10 protein-coding genes and 2 pseudogenes are annotated in these 16,641 nt (G+C 59.8%); 6 read left to right on the top strand and 6 right to left on the bottom strand.

The window, feature by feature from the left end; translation table 11 throughout:
• Together istA and istB are read left to right on the top strand one after the other, a co-directional pair.
• Positions 1-1,101 (top strand): IS21 family transposase (gene istA, locus ABID58_RS34940; protein WP_354037420.1); only part of this gene is annotated, 1,101 nt, incomplete at its 5' end.
• 19 nt (positions 1,102-1,120) lie between these two features.
• Positions 1,121-1,882 carry an IS21-like element helper ATPase IstB gene (istB, locus tag ABID58_RS34935; RefSeq protein ID WP_354037419.1) on the top strand — a complete coding sequence of 254 codons (762 nt, stop codon included), beginning with the start codon at positions 1,121-1,123 and terminating at the stop codon, positions 1,880-1,882.
• A 645-nt stretch (positions 1,883-2,527) separates the two neighbouring features.
• Here the strand turns inward: istB and dctA are convergent.
• From dctA to ABID58_RS34920, 3 genes and pseudogenes are all read right to left on the bottom strand, one after another.
• Positions 2,528-3,823, bottom strand: a complete 1,296-nt coding sequence (dctA, locus tag ABID58_RS34930; protein WP_354037423.1) for a C4-dicarboxylate transporter DctA — start codon at positions 3,821-3,823, stop codon at positions 2,528-2,530.
• Positions 3,824-4,294: 471 nt separating this feature from the next.
• Positions 4,295-5,545, bottom strand: a complete 1,251-nt coding sequence (locus tag ABID58_RS34925; protein WP_354037417.1) for a TlpA family protein disulfide reductase — start codon at positions 5,543-5,545, stop codon at positions 4,295-4,297.
• A gap of 287 nt (positions 5,546-5,832) precedes the next feature.
• A pseudogene (locus ABID58_RS34920) lies at positions 5,833-6,045 on the bottom strand (MFS transporter); the annotation flags it as partial.
• A 1,167-nt stretch (positions 6,046-7,212) separates the two neighbouring features.
• On the opposite strand from ABID58_RS34920, the gene ABID58_RS34915 reads away from it, so the two are divergent.
• Together ABID58_RS34915 and ABID58_RS34910 are read left to right on the top strand one after the other, a co-directional pair.
• On the top strand, positions 7,213-8,541 hold the full coding sequence (locus tag ABID58_RS34915) for an acyclic terpene utilization AtuA family protein (RefSeq protein ID WP_354037416.1): 1,329 nt from the start codon (positions 7,213-7,215) through the stop codon (positions 8,539-8,541).
• Between the two features lies 1 nt (position 8,542).
• Positions 8,543-8,869 carry an AtuA-related protein gene (locus tag ABID58_RS34910; protein WP_354037415.1) on the top strand — a complete coding sequence of 109 codons (327 nt, stop codon included), beginning with the start codon at positions 8,543-8,545 and terminating at the stop codon, positions 8,867-8,869.
• Between the two features lie 142 nt (positions 8,870-9,011).
• On the opposite strand, the gene ABID58_RS34905 is transcribed toward ABID58_RS34910, so the two are convergent.
• Positions 9,012-9,791: a cysteine hydrolase family protein gene (locus ABID58_RS34905; protein ID WP_354037414.1), complete on the bottom strand. Its 780-nt coding sequence runs from the start codon at positions 9,789-9,791 to the stop codon at positions 9,012-9,014.
• A 658-nt stretch (positions 9,792-10,449) separates the two neighbouring features.
• On the opposite strand from ABID58_RS34905, the gene ABID58_RS34900 reads away from it, so the two are divergent.
• Positions 10,450-11,208 (top strand): maleate cis-trans isomerase family protein, encoded by a 759-nt coding sequence (locus tag ABID58_RS34900; protein ID WP_085399948.1) that lies wholly within the window; start codon positions 10,450-10,452, stop codon positions 11,206-11,208.
• A gap of 20 nt (positions 11,209-11,228) precedes the next feature.
• Positions 11,229-12,439: pseudogene (locus tag ABID58_RS34895) on the top strand (CaiB/BaiF CoA transferase family protein).
• Between the two features lie 101 nt (positions 12,440-12,540).
• Here ABID58_RS34895 and ABID58_RS34890 read toward each other — a convergent pair.
• Complete coding sequence (locus ABID58_RS34890; RefSeq protein ID WP_085399946.1) at positions 12,541-13,974, bottom strand: amidase; 1,434 nt, start codon at positions 13,972-13,974, stop codon at positions 12,541-12,543.
• A gap of 63 nt (positions 13,975-14,037) precedes the next feature.
• Entirely contained in the window at positions 14,038-15,762 is a 1,725-nt protein-coding gene (ggt, locus tag ABID58_RS34885; RefSeq protein WP_085399963.1) for a gamma-glutamyltransferase, read from the bottom strand.
• Positions 15,763-16,641: the final 879 nt, after the last annotated feature.

Raw genomic sequence — 16,641 nt, 5'->3', positions numbered from 1 at the left:
TTCGCCGGCGATACCGTGCCGGTGTTCGACGGGCTCACCGGGGAGGTCCGCGCCGCCAAGATCTTCGTCGCGGTCATGGGAGCGTCGAATTACACATTCGTCCAAGCTCGGTTCAGCGAGGCGTTGCCCGACTGGATCGGCGCCCATGTGGATGCGCTGGCCTTCCTGGGCGGAGTGCCGAAGGCGCTCGTCTGCGACAATCTGAAGGCCGGGGTCACGACGGCGAGCCGCTACGAGCCGGGGGTCAACCGGACCTACCAGGATCTCGCGGCCCATTACGGCACCACCATCATGCCGGCGCGGCCGCGCAAGCCGCGCGACAAGGCCAAGGTCGAGGCGGCGGTTCTCATCGTTCAGCGATGGATTTTGGCGCGGCTGCGCAATCGGCGTTTCTTCTCGCTCGCCGAGTTGAACGTCGCGATCCGCATCCTGGTCGACGACCTCAATGCCCGCCCGATGCGCAAGCTCGGTGCCAGCCGCCGTGAGTTCTTCGACACCATCGATCGTCCGGCCCTGATGCCGCTGCCGCCCGAGCCCTATCAGTACGCCGAATGGCGCCGCGCGCGCGTGGCGCCGGATTACCACGTCGAAGTTCAGGGGCACTTCTACTCGGTGCCATCCCGCTTGATCCGCCAGGTCGTCGAGGTGCGGGCCACCGAGGCTACCATCGAGGTATTCCATCGCGGCACCCGCATCGCCAGCCACGCACGCTCGGGCTTGAAGCGCCGGCACACGACGATCCCAGAGCACATGCCGAGCGCGCATCGCCGATACGCCTTCTGGACGCCGGCGCGTCTGCTGGCCGCCGCCGAGAAGATCGGTCCATCCACGGTCGCGCTGTGCGAGGCGATCATGCGGACAAAGCCCCATCCTGAGCAGGGCTTCCGCTCCTGTCTCGGTATCCTGCGGATGGAGAGGACCTATGGGGCGCAGCGTCTCGAGGCCGCATGCCGCCGTGGCATCAGCATCGGCGCAGCGAGCTATCGGTCGATCGCCTCGATCCTCAAGACCGGCCTCGACAAGGCCTTCCTTCCTGACACTACCCCCGACGCCGATCCCATTCAGCACGGCAACATCCGGGGCCGCGGCTACTACCACTGACCAGCAAGAAGGAGACCTTATGCTCAGCAACCACACCCACGAACGTCTTGCCGCTCTCGGGCTCGCCGGCATGGCCAAGGCCTTCGATGATCAGCAACGCCAACCCGATGTCACCGCGCTGACCTTCGAGCAGCGGCTCGGCCTGATGATTGATCGCGAAGCAACCGAGCGGGAAAACAAAAGGCTCACCGTGCGCCTGAAGTTCGCCTCGCTCCGGCAGACCGCAATCGTCGAAGATGTCGATCTGCGCGCTCCGCGCGGCATCGATCGCGCTTTCTTTGCCAAGCTCGTCGACGGCGATTGGATCGGCCGCAAGCAAAACTTGCTCATCACCGGGCCAACCGGCGTCGGCAAGAGCTGGATCGCCTGCGCGCTCGGCCACAAGGCATGCCGCGATAATCGATCCGTCTTATATCATCGCCTGCCAAGGTTGTTCGAAGCTCTTGCGCTCGCCCGCGGCGACGGACGCTATGCGCGGCTCCTCAAGACGCTATCGAGGGTCGATTTGCTCATCCTCGATGATTGGGGCCTCGCCCCGCTTACCGGCGAGCAGCGTCGCGACCTCCTCGAAGTCGTCGACGATCGACACCAGCGCGGATCGACCATCATCACCAGCCAGGTGCCGATCGAAAATTGGCATGAGGTCATCGCCGACCCGACCATCGCCGATGCCGTCCTGGATCGGCTCGTCCACAATGCTCATCGCCTCACACTCAACGGAGACAGCATGCGAAAGATCACTGCGCAGCGCGCCAATCTTGACGCAGCCAAGAAAACCTGACCCAACTCCTCATGCCGGCAACGACACCCCGGCCGCCTTCGTCGGAACAGGTGGCCGCCTTCGATCGGAATGCATGGTCGCGTTCAATCGGAATCCCTGGCCGCAATCCCCGGAATCCGCAATGTCGGGCATAAAGCGACGTCGCATCCCTCAGTTCGCTGTCGAACGCGACCGATCTTTCATAGAGGGAGCGGGCGGCCTTCACCCAGTCAAAAGAGCCTCGCGGCTCTTCAGCGGTTTTCGCTCTCGAGCCCAGTCCTCGCTCTGCCTCGGCGATATGCGCGTGGAAGCGTGCAACTACGCTCGGAAACTTTCGAAAGAGCTTCCCGTCTGTCAGCGCCGAGAGAGGCGCTCAGTTCTACCTTCTTGAGGATTGAGCGGAGCCGTTCAGGGACGACCACCCTCGCATGGTACCGCCAGCCCGTTGGATCAGATACCGCACTTTGCCAGCCATGACTTTCTTGCTTTTGTGGACGCGTTTTGTGGCACAAAAACAGGATTTCGGGCTTGGATTGCAAGGGGTTCCAACAATTTCAACGGGACGGATGGTGCTGCCAGACAGGATTGAACTGTACGACTTTGCTGGGGGCGGCATTCGTGAGCGACGGTGTTGGCTACCGGAGGGGCCAATCTGATTTCGCACATCTACTTGAGCTGCGCGTGTAGCGAGACATGGTCGAGTTCGCCTTCCCACCAGGACACAAATACCGCGGCAATACCGTTCCCGATAATGTTCGTAAGCGCGCGCACCTCGCTCATGAACTTGTCGATCGAGAATACGATCGCAATACCCGGGACAAGCTCAGGACTGACCACAGTCAACGTTGCGGCCAGGGTGACGAAGCCAGCACCGGTAACACCGCTTGCGCCTTTCGAGGTGAGCATTGCCACAACCAATATCGTGAGCTGCTGGCCGAAGTCGAGATCGACTCCGAGCGCCTGCGCGATGAACAAGGTTGCCAACGTCATGTAAATGTTCGTCCCATCCAAATTGAAAGAGTATCCTGTCGGCACCACTAGGCCAACGACTGGCTTGGAACAGCCCAGCCGTTCCAGCTTTTCCATCAACTGCGGCAGCGCGCTTTCGGACGACGATGTTCCGAGCACGATCAGCAGCTCATCCTTGATGTAGACGATGAACTTTAGAATAGAAAAGCCCACCAAGCGCGCGATTAGGCCAAGCACAATGATCACGAAGAGCCCGGCTGTCACATAGAACAGGGCAACCAGTCCGATGAGTTTACCAAGCGCGGACGGTCCGAATTCGCCGATAGTGTAGGCCATGGCGCCGAACGCCCCGATTGGCGCTGCCTTCATTACGATCCTAATGACACCAAACACCGCTTGTGCAGCATCGTCAACCAAACCGCGCATCCGCTCACCACGCTCGCCAAGCGCCATCAGCGAGAATCCGAATAGGATGGCAAACAGCAGCACCTGTAGCACGTCGCCTCGCGCCAGGGCGCCAACCACGCTATCAGGAATGATATTGAGGAGGAAATCGACCGCCTTCTGCCCTTCCGCCGTCTTGACATAGTTGGCTACCGCCGCGGCATCAGCCCTGGGAGCGAGCCCATGACCGGCCTGAACGAGATTGCCCATCACGAGCCCCACGACGAGCGCGAAGGTTGATACGATCTCGAAATAAAGCAGCGCCTTGATGCCGACTCGGCCGACCTTTCGTGCATCCTGAACATGCGCAATTCCGGACACAACAGTGCAGAAAATGATCGGTGCGATCACCATCTTGATCAGCTTGATGAAACCGTCACCAAGCGCTTTGACCCAGCTGCTCGTCCCCACAGCAGGCCACAACCAGCCAACGAGGATGCCAATCAAGATGGCGATGAGCACCTGGATGTAAAGGACTCTGTACCAGGGGCCAGATGGCTGGAACAGAGCGGCGGCTTTGACAGAACGGCACCGGCGGTGAATGTTCATCATGCTCGACCCGGCGCCGTGGTACCAAAGAGGGGTGTCAATGAAGGTATAGCTTCGCTCAGTGTTCCTTCGGGGCGAGGCGCAGCGGAATCTGACCGCTCCATTGGCGCCTCTCCCGAATCGGCTGGTGGTCGACGCGAAACGAGGTTCTGAATCCCTTCTGACAGAAGCGATGGAATCTTGAGAAAGCTTCCTTGAGAGTTGTAAAGCATCAGCGTCACCACCCATTTATATCGTTTTATGTTGTTCGAAGATGCCATCCAGCATCTTGTAGGATGCCAACCTTCGCGACCACTCTCCACTTCGGCAGGCACTCTCGCCGCTATCGCGCCGGAGCGCGACGACCCGTGAGAATACATTCGCCATAAAGAGCTTGTGGTCGTGCGGCCTCGCCTGCGTTCACCGGCTCGCTCCTTCTGTCCTCAATTCATGTGAATGCCCCGAGATTCCCAATAGGCATCGACTTCGATCCTAAAACCACGGCCGAGATGATGGAAAACCAGCATTGTTCACGCTGCCTCCCTTGGCGATCTGGGTTCCGGTTCTTCGGGCGCCGTGTTTTGCGGGGCTGGAACGACACTCCTCGCAACAGAGCTTCTCACTCCTGTAGCTCGCGAAAGCTTGCAGAGGGCACTGCGCGACATCCCGTTTTGCTACATCCGAGGTAGGCGGTGTATCCAGCCACTTCAGCGCCACCTCGACCAATTCGATCGCGCGATCCCTTCTACCGGTCTCGTAATAGTACTGAGCGACTGCCCCATACGACAGGAACTTCGCGCCCTCGCTGTCTTGGGGCGGATTCGCCGCCAGGATGTGTTCGGAGAGGACCTTGCCCAGGGCAAAGCGCTCGGCATCTGGGAAACCGGAGTAGTCTTTCGCGGGGTCGAACAGCTGGCGGATGGCGACGCTCATCCAAACCACCGATTTCTTGTCGATCGCGTCGCGAACCAATTGGCGCAATACCGGCTGGCCGGCCCCCATGTCACAAATGTTGCGAAGCAACAATTCCGCATGAAGCCCACGGAAGGTGACCTCGTCCGGCATCGAAGCGAGTGCCTCCTCAACCGCTGAAAGGGCTGCCGCCCAATCCTTATTCTTCATGGCGGGTTCAAGTCTGGCAACGATCGGCGGCTCCTGGGCAGTGAGCGACGAAGCCAAAGCCCTCGATGCGGAGAGGATGAACACGGACCGGCGCAGAAAGCGCGAACTATCGCAGAAGCGAGCGCTGGCGTTCAGAACTTTGGGCAACACGTTATCGAGTCGCGTCGGATAACCGATAAAGGCCAAGCGGCCGTCACGGTCGACCACGAATGACGTGGGGAGCCCGACAGAAAAGCTGGGATCCATCCAAAGCTTGTTCATTTCGCCCGCGTAGTAGAATGCGATCGCGTAGTTCAGATTCGGCACACTCTTCGTCAACCAAAAGTACAGGCTGGCTCGCGCTTCATCTGCCGTCAAAGCTTGTTCGTGAGCCGCGATGCCCACCGCCTCAACTGCATTGTTCCTGTATTTGTCTTGCAGAATCACAAAATTCGCCATCGAGGCGATACATGATCCGGACCACGTCGCCCAAAATTCGACGATGTATACTTTCCCAGGCTCGAACTTTGTAACCGGCTGGCCACGTAGCCAGTCCTCAACTTCGATCGAGGGCGCCCGCGAACCGACGCTCAGCAGATTCGCCGCACCGACTTGACTTGCGCTCTCAGTCAGACTGGTCATTGCTCAAACTCATTTCACCTGGCTGTTCCGAGAAAAATAGCAAGTCGCGTGCCAGCCCGCGCTCATAGATATTGCGCATTTTTCGTATTATTCCTGTCGACCTCGCTACGCATGTCGCATATCCGACCAGCTATTTGGAGCTTCTCAGGCAATCAGTCGCCGGGACGTTCTTGACGCACCTGTAGACCGACGAGGCAGGAAGCCAGGCAGCGCAAGGCCGAGTTCACCACTCCACATCCTGATCGGTTTCCAGGATGACCAGTTCAACGCTCGGGATCACGACGTGTCCAGTTAAGCAATGCCTCGGCTGGTGCGGTTGCCCTCACCGCGCTCAGTGCACCCAGCATGATCATATAGCCGTTGACGAGCGCCACGCGCTCTCTCGGAAACCAAGGGACAATTGTTTTCAGGGCAGACATGAGGGAAGCTGCGGTGCCAAACACTATCATCGTGCGACCAAACAGAAGCGACAGGAATCCGCCCGATAATCCGAAAAGCGCAGGATCGTCATCTTTCTGGTCCGCTGAGCTTGGCTTGGACTCGGCTGCGCGTCTACCTCAGCTTCATTTCGACTTTGAGCGCGGTGCTTCCCGGCGCTCGCCGCTCATCTGCATACTCCAGTGTCCTTCTCTCTGCGACTGCACACCGCCGCCCGCGCTGCACGCGCGTGGTCTGAACGTTCGATCGAAACGGATGAAGCGCCCCGGATGACACACCACAAAAGGGCCGAGACCGAATGTCGCTTCAACCGCAGGGAACGACGCCCTGATGCCGCGCCTCCATGCGTATCTTGCCGGTGATGGCGAGCTTGAACTGGTCGGCGGACTTGATATTCGCGCCCTCCCGCGCGTCGACGTGCCGGCGGGAATCTGAGGACTGACTGAAAGCCGATAGCCCGATCGAAGCCGTCCAGCAGTATTTCCTGCTCCACCGCGCGCCCACTGAGATACTCGGCCTCCTTGGCCTTCTGGAAGAACACGCGCACCTTGCCCGCAAAATTGTCGCGCAGCCGGCGGAAGGCGAGCGCGTCGCCAGTCACAATCTAGCCATGCATATGGTGGCCGCACGCATGCATGACGCCATGGCCAATCTCGGCTCCGGTCCGCACCTTTTTTGCTTTTTGCGAAAATCTACGCATCTTTTCATCGAAACTGGGAGGTGCGAGCATACTGGCCTGGTTGCGAAAGCCGATTTGGCGAAGTCCGACCGGCTCCACTCCACTTGCCTGTACTGCCTCTCTGTTGCGTAAGCTGCAATTCCAGAGGTCGGCGCTTGATCGCAGGAAATCCTCGCACTTTCTGCGCCGGCGCAGAATTTCTGACTGTGAGACTTTATCTTTGTAAAACGAGGCATTTGAGAACGCAGTAATGTTTCATAAGAATCTTCCGGTCAGCTGACCGAATCAAACGCCGGGAGTGACGCTATGGCGCAATCATCCGGCGAGTGGCAGAAGCGTTGCGATCCCAGACAAAGGCGGGGATAGCGGTTGGGGGTAAGACGAATGAATTCTTGTGTATTGACTTTTAGGCAGTCGACGGCGGCACTCCGGCAGTTAAACGCAATCCTGATATGTGGCGTGTTGATTGCAATGAGTCGCGTGGGGCTCCTCTCGATGTACGGGCAAGATGATAGACGGTGAGACCACGACTTCAGGCGGAATCCCGCGCATGATCCGCCTCGGCGCGGGTGCCGGTTATTCGGGCGACCGCGTTGAGCCGGCGGTGGAACTGGCGGAGCATGGCCAGCTCGACTTCCTGATCTTCGAATGCCTTGCAGAGCGCACCATCGCGATCGCGCAGCAGGCGCGGCGTAAAGATCCGCAGCAGGGCTATGATCCGCTGCTCGAAGGGCGGATGCGCGCGGTCCTGCCAGTGGCGGTGAAGAATGGCGTGCGCATTGTGTCGAACATGGGAGCTGCAAATCCTGTTGCCGCTGCGAAGAGGACGGCGCAAATTACGCGTGAACTCGGCCTGCGGGCGTTGAAGATCGCCGCCGTGACGGGCGACGACGTGCTCGATGCGGTGCTGAGCGGGCCCTGGCGATTCGAGGAAACCGGTGACGGAGTCGCCGCGTATCGCGATCGCATCGTGTCGGCGAACGCCTATCTCGGCGCTACGCCAATCGTCGGCGCGCTCGATGCGGGCGCGGATATCGTGTTGACCGGACGCGTCGCGGATCCGTCGCTTTTCACGGCGCCGCTGATCCACGCCTTCGGCTGGCGGATGGACGACTGGATGACGCTAGGTCAGGCTACGGTCATCGGTCATCTGCTGGAGTGCGCGGGGCAGGTGACGGGCGGCTATTTCGCTGATCCTGGCTTCAAGGACGTGCCGGATCTCGCGCGTCTGGGCTTTCCGATCGGCGAAGTGACGGCAGACGGCGCGGTGACGGTCACCAAAGTCGCGCACGCGGGCGGCCGCGTCAGTACGGCAACCTGCAAGGAACAGCTGCTTTATGAGATCCACGACCCAGTGCGATATCTGCAGCCGGACGTGGTCGCGGATTTCACCGGAGTGGAAGTGACGGAAATCGCGCCGGACCGGGTGCGCGTGACGGGCGGACGCGGCAGCGCGCCACCCCCGACTCTGAAGGTCTCGGTCGGCTATGTCGACGGCTTCATCGGCGAAGGCCAGATCTCGTACGGCGGGCCCGGCGCAGTGGCGCGCGCGCAGCTCGCGCTGCAAATCGTGCGGGAAAGGCTCGCGCTGACCGGCGTGAAGACGAGCGAATTGCGCTTCGACGTGATAGGCGTCGATTCGCTGTACGGCGACACATTATCGGCTGGCGAACCAGCGGAAGTGCGCGTGAGAGTGGCAGGACGGACAGATACGATTCTCGAGGCGCAGCGTATCGGCAACGAGGTCGAGACGCTTTACACTAATGGTCCGGCCGGCGGCGGCGGCGTGACGAAATCCGCGCGCGATGTGCTCGCTGTGCAGTCCGTGCTGCTGCCACGAGAACTCGTCCAACCCACATTCACCTTCGTGGAGACCTGATATGAAGCTTCGCGAGATCGCCCATTCGCGAACCGGCGACAAGGGCAACACGCTGAACGTGTCGGTCATCTGTCACGACCCGAAACACTATGCCCATTTGTGCGCCGAACTGACGTCGGAACGCGTGAAGGCGTGGCTCGGTAACGTGGTGCATGGCCGCGTGACACGTTACGAATTGCCGAAGCTCGCCGCGCTAAATTTCGTCCTCGGCAATGCGCTCGGCGGGGGTGTGACGCGCTCACTCGCGCTGGACGCGCACGGCAAGTCGGTCAGCTCGGCGTTGCTTGATATCCAGATTGCTGAGCCGGATTGGTCGAAGGACGCGTAGGCAGTTCTGCGCGCGCTTCGGGGAGCTCAACGACTAAGGGCGGCAGTGTTCAGCGCTGACGGGATCGGCGCGTTGCTACCAGATGAAATCTTCGTCAGGCTTCGTTCAATCCCGAATCAATTAAAGCTAAACTCGCCCTGCTTTAGGGGTTGGTGCTGGTCGCCTTACCCGTCAACTCCAGCACGAGATCTGTTGTTGTTGCGATCTTTACGGGCCGATACTGCGCACGGAGCGCATTTTCGTGTCGGCTTTCCGTATACGACGTGCATGCATCACTTGCGCAAATCATCAAGAAGCCACGGTCAGCGCCATCTCGCAAAGCCATATCGATGCATTGGTCAGTGAGAACGCCAACCACGATGACGGCCTCAATCCCGATATTTCGAAGCACATATTCAAGAACGGTCGTGTTGAACACACCCGAGCCGGTCTTTGGTAGAACGATTTCGTCGCCCACCGGCGCGATCTCTGTGAGCACCTTCGCGCCCCACGATCCCTTGGGCACGTGAAGGTTCACCAACTTGTGCAGAACCGAACGATCACGCCCATCTTGGGTTAGGCTTTCGATGGTCGTATAGATTACCTCCACACCGTTGCTACGAGCGGCATCGAGGAGCCGCCGTACGTTGGGCACTACGAGACGCTTGATGCGATCGACGTAGTCCGGATATTTGAGCTGCACTTCCTCGGAAACTTCGGCGTTCTGCAGATCGACCACCAAGACGGCAGTCTTTTTTGGCTCGATGCGGATCGCAGACCAGATTGTTTCGCGGGTGAGTTCCATTTGGTTTTCCGTTGGTTGATTTTGGAAGCGGGACACACTTCTCGCAATTGACTTTTGTTGCGTTGGCAAGTCGGCACAGCGACCGATGAGATGGGTGTAGCTAAAATATACTGCGGTCTCCTCAAGGCCGAATTTCATCAAAGTACGATCTCCTATCGCTGAATTCCTGTGCTTGATGGCGAGAATACGACGAGATCAAGCTTCGAGCCTCTCGGTCGATGCATCGCACTTGAGCAGTTCGTCTGATTGGCCATGGATCTCCCGGACCTGGTGCTCCCGGTCTCCACGCTATTTGGCCGCACCAGTTAACGCGCGAGATTGACGTTTTGAGAGCTTGGATGATCCACCACGGCCTTTTCAATGCTGGAAGAGGCTGAACGTCTGATCGATAAAGGGATATCGGCGTTCCGCAGCGCTGCGTTGGACAGGCTCGATCTTCAAGAACTCAGATAGGGCCCAGGGACTCGAAGCTCCCTTGGAACATTCGTATTTCCCGACCAAAACGCAGCATTTCGGGCATAAAGCCGCCGTTATGGGGAAATTCGCCCCTGAAGGCACGTTAATATCGCGTTCCGCGAAGGCAAATTACATCAGCTTCCCGAGCGCCCGGACACGTTCGTCAGTCCGGTACAAAACCGATTACGAACACGCAAATCTGTCAACCTGACCACACGAGGGGGCGAAACGGTCTGCACGGAAACGCCAGCGGCTGGTTTTCACCAGTTCGGATGGTCTCTGAGCCGGCGTCGGCATTCGGTGGCATTAGTCGAGTCGTCGTGCTTCTTGAGAGGAAACTATGCACGAACAAATTTCCACGAAAATTTTCGAACGGCATACAAATCCAGCAAAGGTGGTTGCTCGCATCGGTCTCATCCTGCTCTCCACGGATGAGATGGGAGGCGACGCCTTCGTGTCCATGATGCCCAAGGATAAGGTGTCCGTCTTCCAGACGAGGATCGCCTACGAGTACAGCGGTGGCGGATTCTCGATGCCGACCTCTTTCCGGGATGTTGCCGACACTCTTCCGCCCGCCGGACGCCTTGATGTGCTTGCTTTCAGTTGCACCTCTTGGACGGTGGCCATGGGTGCAGAAATCGTACTGTCGCAGCTTAAGGAAGCAAGAACCGGCATCAAGTACACTTCTCCTGCCCACGCAGCCGTAGCAGCGTTGCGGCAGCTCAAAGCAAAGAAAATTGCGCTGCTTTCGCCGTATGAGCTCGTCCTGCACCGGCCATTGATTCCCTTCTTTCGTGAGAATGGATTCGAAATTACCGCCGACGGTAGTTTCGCCACATCGAGCGGGACGGAAAACAATTCGTTGCGTCGCGAATCTATTTTTGCAGCAGCGAAGGAGCTCACTCGTCATAACTTGCCGGATGCGCTCCTGATATCTTGCACAGCAATGCCCATCGTGCCGCACATTGACAGTCTCGAAAGGGAGATCGGCATCCCGGTGGTCACAAGTAGCCAGGCCATGGCTTGGGATGCGCTTCGCCTTGCCGGCTTTCGCGATCCGATCGATGGGTTTGGTCGACTGTTGGCCTCAGGACGTTGACAGGCTTTGGGAAGCGACTCATGGGCCCACTTGGCGGCATTACAATCCTCGACCTGACCACCGTTCTGATGGGGCCCTACGCCACGCAAATCCTCGCGGATATGGGGGCGAACGTCATCAAGGTGGAAAGCCCTGAAGGCGACATCGTCCGGCAGATTGGGCCGGGCCGCAGTCCAGGCATGGGCGGCATGTTCCTCAATACCAATCGTGGTAAGCGAAGCATCGTCATCAATCTTAAGAAGCCGGAAGGGCGCGACGCGCTGCTGAGGCTCGCGCGACAGGCGAATGCGATCGTTTGCAATGTGCGTCCCCAGGCGATGGCGCGGCTCGGCCTAGAGTATGAGACACTTGCTGCGATCAATCCGAAAATCTTGTATCTTGGCGTCTTCGGCTACGGGCAGTCCGGCCCTTTGCCGCGAAGCCCGCCTACGATGATCTGATCCAGGGCGCGTCGGCAATGCCTACCCTCATGGCCACCGCTGGCGACGGTACGCCGCGGTACGTACCGATCACTATCGCTGATCGCGTGGTCGGACTGATGGCGCTCAACGCCATCCTCGGCGGCTTAATGCATCAGATCCGCACCGGTGTCGGCCAGCGCATCGATGTGCCGATGTTCGAATCGATGGCCGATTTCGTGCTGACCGATCATCTCGGCGGCCTCACCTACGCGCCGCCGCTTGATTATGGCGGGTATGCGCGCCTGCTTTCCAAGCATCGGCGCGCCTACAAGACTAGCGACGGCGACATCTGCGCGTTGATCTACAACGACAAGCAATGGCGAAGCTTCTTCGAAAGTATCGGGTGCCCGGCGTTTCTTTTGCAGCCCCGCTTTGCGAACCACGCTGCGCGCCACAAGCACATCGATGAAATCTACGAAGAAGTTCGCCGCATCTTTCTTTCCCGTACCACGGCAGAATGACGCGATCTCTTGGAAAGTGTCGACATTCCGGTCATGCCGATGCATACGCTGGAAACGATTCTCGATGACCCTCACCTCGATGCCGTCGGCTTTTTTAAGACCGTTGAGCATCCCGTCAAAGGACGCATTCGGCAGATGCAGGTACCTTCCACCTGGAGTATCACCCGATCCCAACCGGGCGGTCCTGCGCCGACGCTCGGCGAGCACGGGCAGGATATTCTGCGCGAAGGCGGCTTTTCGACCGATGAAATCGATCGGCTTGGACAACGAGGGGCCGTGATCTTTCCGGCGCCACGGTCAGCGGCGTAAGCCCGGGCGAAAGACTCCTCCCGCAGGAGATAAAGAGGGCACCGCGTTTTACGGCGGCGACCTTCAAGTCGATGTAGTCGCGACCGCGGCCGACGATCCTCTCACCCGGCAGCGACCGGCGGCCTCTTGTGCCGCCACGGCTGCGCTTGCTCCAACTGCGCTGCCAACCGAAACAGGGTCGCCTCATCGCCAAAGTGGGCGGAGAACAACATGCCGAGCGGCAGGCCGTCCTTGCTCCAGGCGAGGGGCACAGACATTGAGGGCTGGCCGGACATGTTGAACATCCCGGTCCACGGCGCATAACGGCCGGCGAGACGGTAGTAGGCGTCAAGATCGCGGCCTTTCATCTCCAATTGGCCGAGCGGCAGCGGCGGCAGGCAGAGTGTCGGCGTCAACAAGACGTCGAAGTCGGCGAAAAACAGCGCCAGGTCTCGGCCGATCTGGCGCAGTGCCTGCATGGCGACAATATAGTCCACCGCAGTCATCCGATTGCCGATCTCCATCTCCGCGAGGGTCCCGCCTTCGAAATCGTCGGGCTTCAAAGAACGGCCGAGCTCGGCGCTGAGCTTATTCAAGGACGCGGCGATTTCGGGGTAGACAATTGCGCGCGACACGTCGGACCGATCAGCGCTGAGCCGCGGCGGGGCCTTTTCTTCGACAGAGTGGCCCAGTCCCTCAAGGAGAGACACGGTCGCCCGCGTAGCCGCCGCAATCTCTCCGTCGATCGCCGAACCGTCAAGATGGCGGTCGACAAAGGCTATGCGCAGGCGGCCGGGATCGCGGCCGACCTCATCGAGGTACGGACGTTCCGGTGGATGCAGGCCGTACGGACTGCCCAGCTCGGGGCCCTGCGTCGCATCAAGCAAGGCCGCATTGTCCCGCACGCTGAGGCTGATGGCGTGCGCGCATGACATACCGCCCCAGCCCTCCAGCCTGTCCGGTCCCTGCGGAGTTCGCGCGCGCGTAGGCTTGAGGCCAAATACGCCGCAGCAGGCGGCTGGAATGCGGATCGAGCCGCCGCCGTCGGTCGCATGGGCGAGTGGAAGGACACGTGCCGCGACGACCGCGGCTGCCCCACCCGAGGAACCGCCAGCAGAATGGTCGATGTTCCAGGGATTACACGTTGGGCCATAGGCGACGGGCTCGGTGGTATAGTCCAAGCTGTATTCCGGCGTCGCCGTTTTGCCGAAGATCGTAAAACCGGCGTTGAGATGGCGCTCGACCAGGGTGCTCGAATGATTGGCGACGTAGCTCTGATACACACGCGAGCCAAAGCTGGTTCGCGTTCCTGCGAGCAGCGCCTGATCCTTGAGCAGGAAGGGAACGCCCCAGAATGGCCCGTTAGGCAGGCCCACCTTTATCTGCCGGCGAGCGAAATCCTCGTGGCGGATGGGCACGGCGTTGAGCTTCGGGTCGACGGCATCGAGCCGCGCGATCGCTTCGTCCAGCAATTCTGCCGGCGAAACCTCGCCCTTGCGCACGAGTGCTGCGAGCCCGAGCGCGTCGTAGTCACCGAAGTTCTTAAACCCGGTCATGCAAAGAATTCCTCTCGTGTTTCGGACAGCACCTAAAGGTCTCCTTGTCGTCCTGTATTGACATTATTGATCTGAGCTTTGGTCATCTTTCGTGGGCTTGCCGCGTTCGTAGTCCGCCCAGAAGGCGGTTCCCGAGCGGGCATACCCGCCCCCAACACCCAGCGGCGTGCCGTCAGCGCGCCAACAGGCGGCACCAGTCGCCGAACCATCCTCGTTGAACTCGATAGCGCACATGCCGCCGGCGACATGAGCGATTTGTGTCACGGGATGGCCCTTCGCCCGCAGGTGTGCGAGCACGCCCTCGCCGAAAGCGCGTTCGACCTCGAGGTCCTGCCCTTGTGTCCAGATGCGCGGTGCTTCAACGGCCTCCTGCAGTGTCATCCCATGGTCGATGAGATTGACCACCGCTTGAAAAGCTGAAGGGTAGAGCCTGGGGCCGCCTGGCAGGCCGAGTGCGTAGCGCGGCTTGCCGTCCTTCAGAACGATTAACGGGGACTGCGTGCTGGTGATGCGCTTTCCCGGCTGCAGCGAAAGGGGCAGCCCCGGGTGCGGATCGAAAAGATACATGTAATTGTTCGGGATGATGCCAGTGCCCGGAATAATCAGCCGCGCGCCGAACAGACTGTTTATCGTCTGTGTCGACGATACGATATTGCCATCCGCGTCCGAGATCGTGACATGGGTCGTGTTCGCGGAGTCGTTACCGACAGCCATAGCGTTATAGGTGCCGGCGCTTTCCATGCTGATTTCGGCGCGCCGCTCTTTCGCATAGGCCTTCGAGGTCAGTCGCTCCATCGGAACGTCGAAAAAATCGGGGTCGGCTGTACTCGAACGGCGGTCGGACGCCGCGATCTTTATCACCTCGGCCAGCAGGTGGACGCCTTCTTTCGTACCGAACCCCATTCCCGCAACATCGAACGCCTCAATCAGATTGAGCATCTGCACGACATGCACGCCGCCTGAACAAGGCGGCGGCGGTCCGATGATCTCCAGGCCGCGGTAGTCGCCACGAACCGGTTTCCGTTCGATCGTTTTGTATCTCTCCAGGTCTGCTGCGGACAGAAAGGATCCCTCGCCTCCCAAATATTGGACGCAGTGTCGGCCGAGCTCTCCGCCATGCAACGCACTTGCGCCGTGGCGCGCAATTATGCGCAGCGTTTCCGCCAGTTCAGGTTGGCGAACGCGGTCGCCCATTTTCAGCGGCACGCCGCCGGGCAGGAAGATCGCCGAGATCGCTGGATCCTTCGCCAAGTCGGAGGCAACTATCTTGGTGCTCATGCAGAGATATTCGGTCGCCGCGAAGCCCCGCTCCGCATGACGGATCGCGGGCTGCAGCACGGTGTCCAAGTCTAGCTTGCCAAAACGCTCCAGCGCTTCGCACCATCCAAGAAGCGCGCCGGGAACGGCGACCGAGCTCGCGCCAATGGCATTGGCGCGGCCCTCGGCATCCATGTAGCCCGGCCACATGTCCGATACGGGTTTGTAGCTGTCCGGCCGCGCCGCCGCAGGGGCCGTGGAAAGTGCATCAAGCACGACGATCTGCCCGCTGGCTAGCCTGATCAATGCCGTGCCGCCGCCGAACAGACCTACCATCATCGGCTCGACGACATTCAGAGCGAAGAGCGCCGCTATCGTGGCGTCGATGGCGTTGCCGCCCATCGCCAGCATCTCGACAGCAGCCGCGGAAGCGAGCGGATGGTTTGTCACGACCACGCCCTTGCTGGCGGTCACTGAAGTCTTCTCGCAGGCAAATGTCGTTCCGGCCAAAGCGCGCCAGTTCGCGGCCATCGTCGTTCCGTTCTTCATTTCTGTCCTCCAAATCGCCCGTTATTCACGCGAAGGCTCGCAAAGTGCGATGCTGCCGCGAGTGGTTGCCAGTCACGAAGCGACGAGCCCGGGTTCGATCTCATTGGTTCTCGCCACCACTTCCTGTTCGACATCGAAGGAGGCGACCAGGCCAAAGGTTCTTTGCGCATCATAAGGGCTTTCATCCGAGATGCCGGCGAGCAGGTCCCAGCAGTGACCGCCCACGTCCGAAGAGCGAGCGCGAGTCATTCGCGAGTGCGATGCGCACATGTTCGTCCACCTTACGGGCGGCTGGTCGTACATAAGTGGGCCTCTATTGACGCCGTATTTTATCGAGAACCGGAGAGGCGCCGCAGAAGGTTTCGTGAATAGCCTCTCTGGCGGACCGAGGCGGCTACGCTTCTGGCAAAGAGTTATCCTGTCATGAAGAAGGAAGGTGACCGGGTTTTGTCGGGATGCGCAGATATCCCGCTAACTTTCCGGCTTTGCCGCAGAAATTCGTCGTGGAAATCACCCGCTGACTGCTTCTTACAAACTACTGGAGACAATCGGCTGATATCCAGCGATCTCGCTGCTCTCGCTTGCTCTCCCGCTTTCGCGAGCGGGATCGGGTTTGCTCGGTACCTCACGAGCGCGAGCCCGCAGGCGTATCGGCTTTTCTTAGAGAGCTTTCAAAAAAGCCCGACATAAGGGCAACTTGTAGATTACCTGACGTACCGGATGGTATTCGACTGTCAGAGAATCTGAGTTGTGCGCGTTGTGAGCGACCGCGTGACCTACATGTCGAAACTGGGCGCCAACCAGAGCAACTCTTCGTGTTGGCGAAGCGCCGGTTTTGCGAATTGGCCGGCGCTACCCTCG

The organism is Bradyrhizobium sp. S3.2.6, from assembly GCF_040546885.1.
Lineage (GTDB): Bacteria > Pseudomonadota > Alphaproteobacteria > Rhizobiales > Xanthobacteraceae > Bradyrhizobium > Bradyrhizobium cytisi.
Note: the sequence above shows the minus strand (reverse complement) of the source record. Positions and strands in the feature narration are given on the sequence as shown.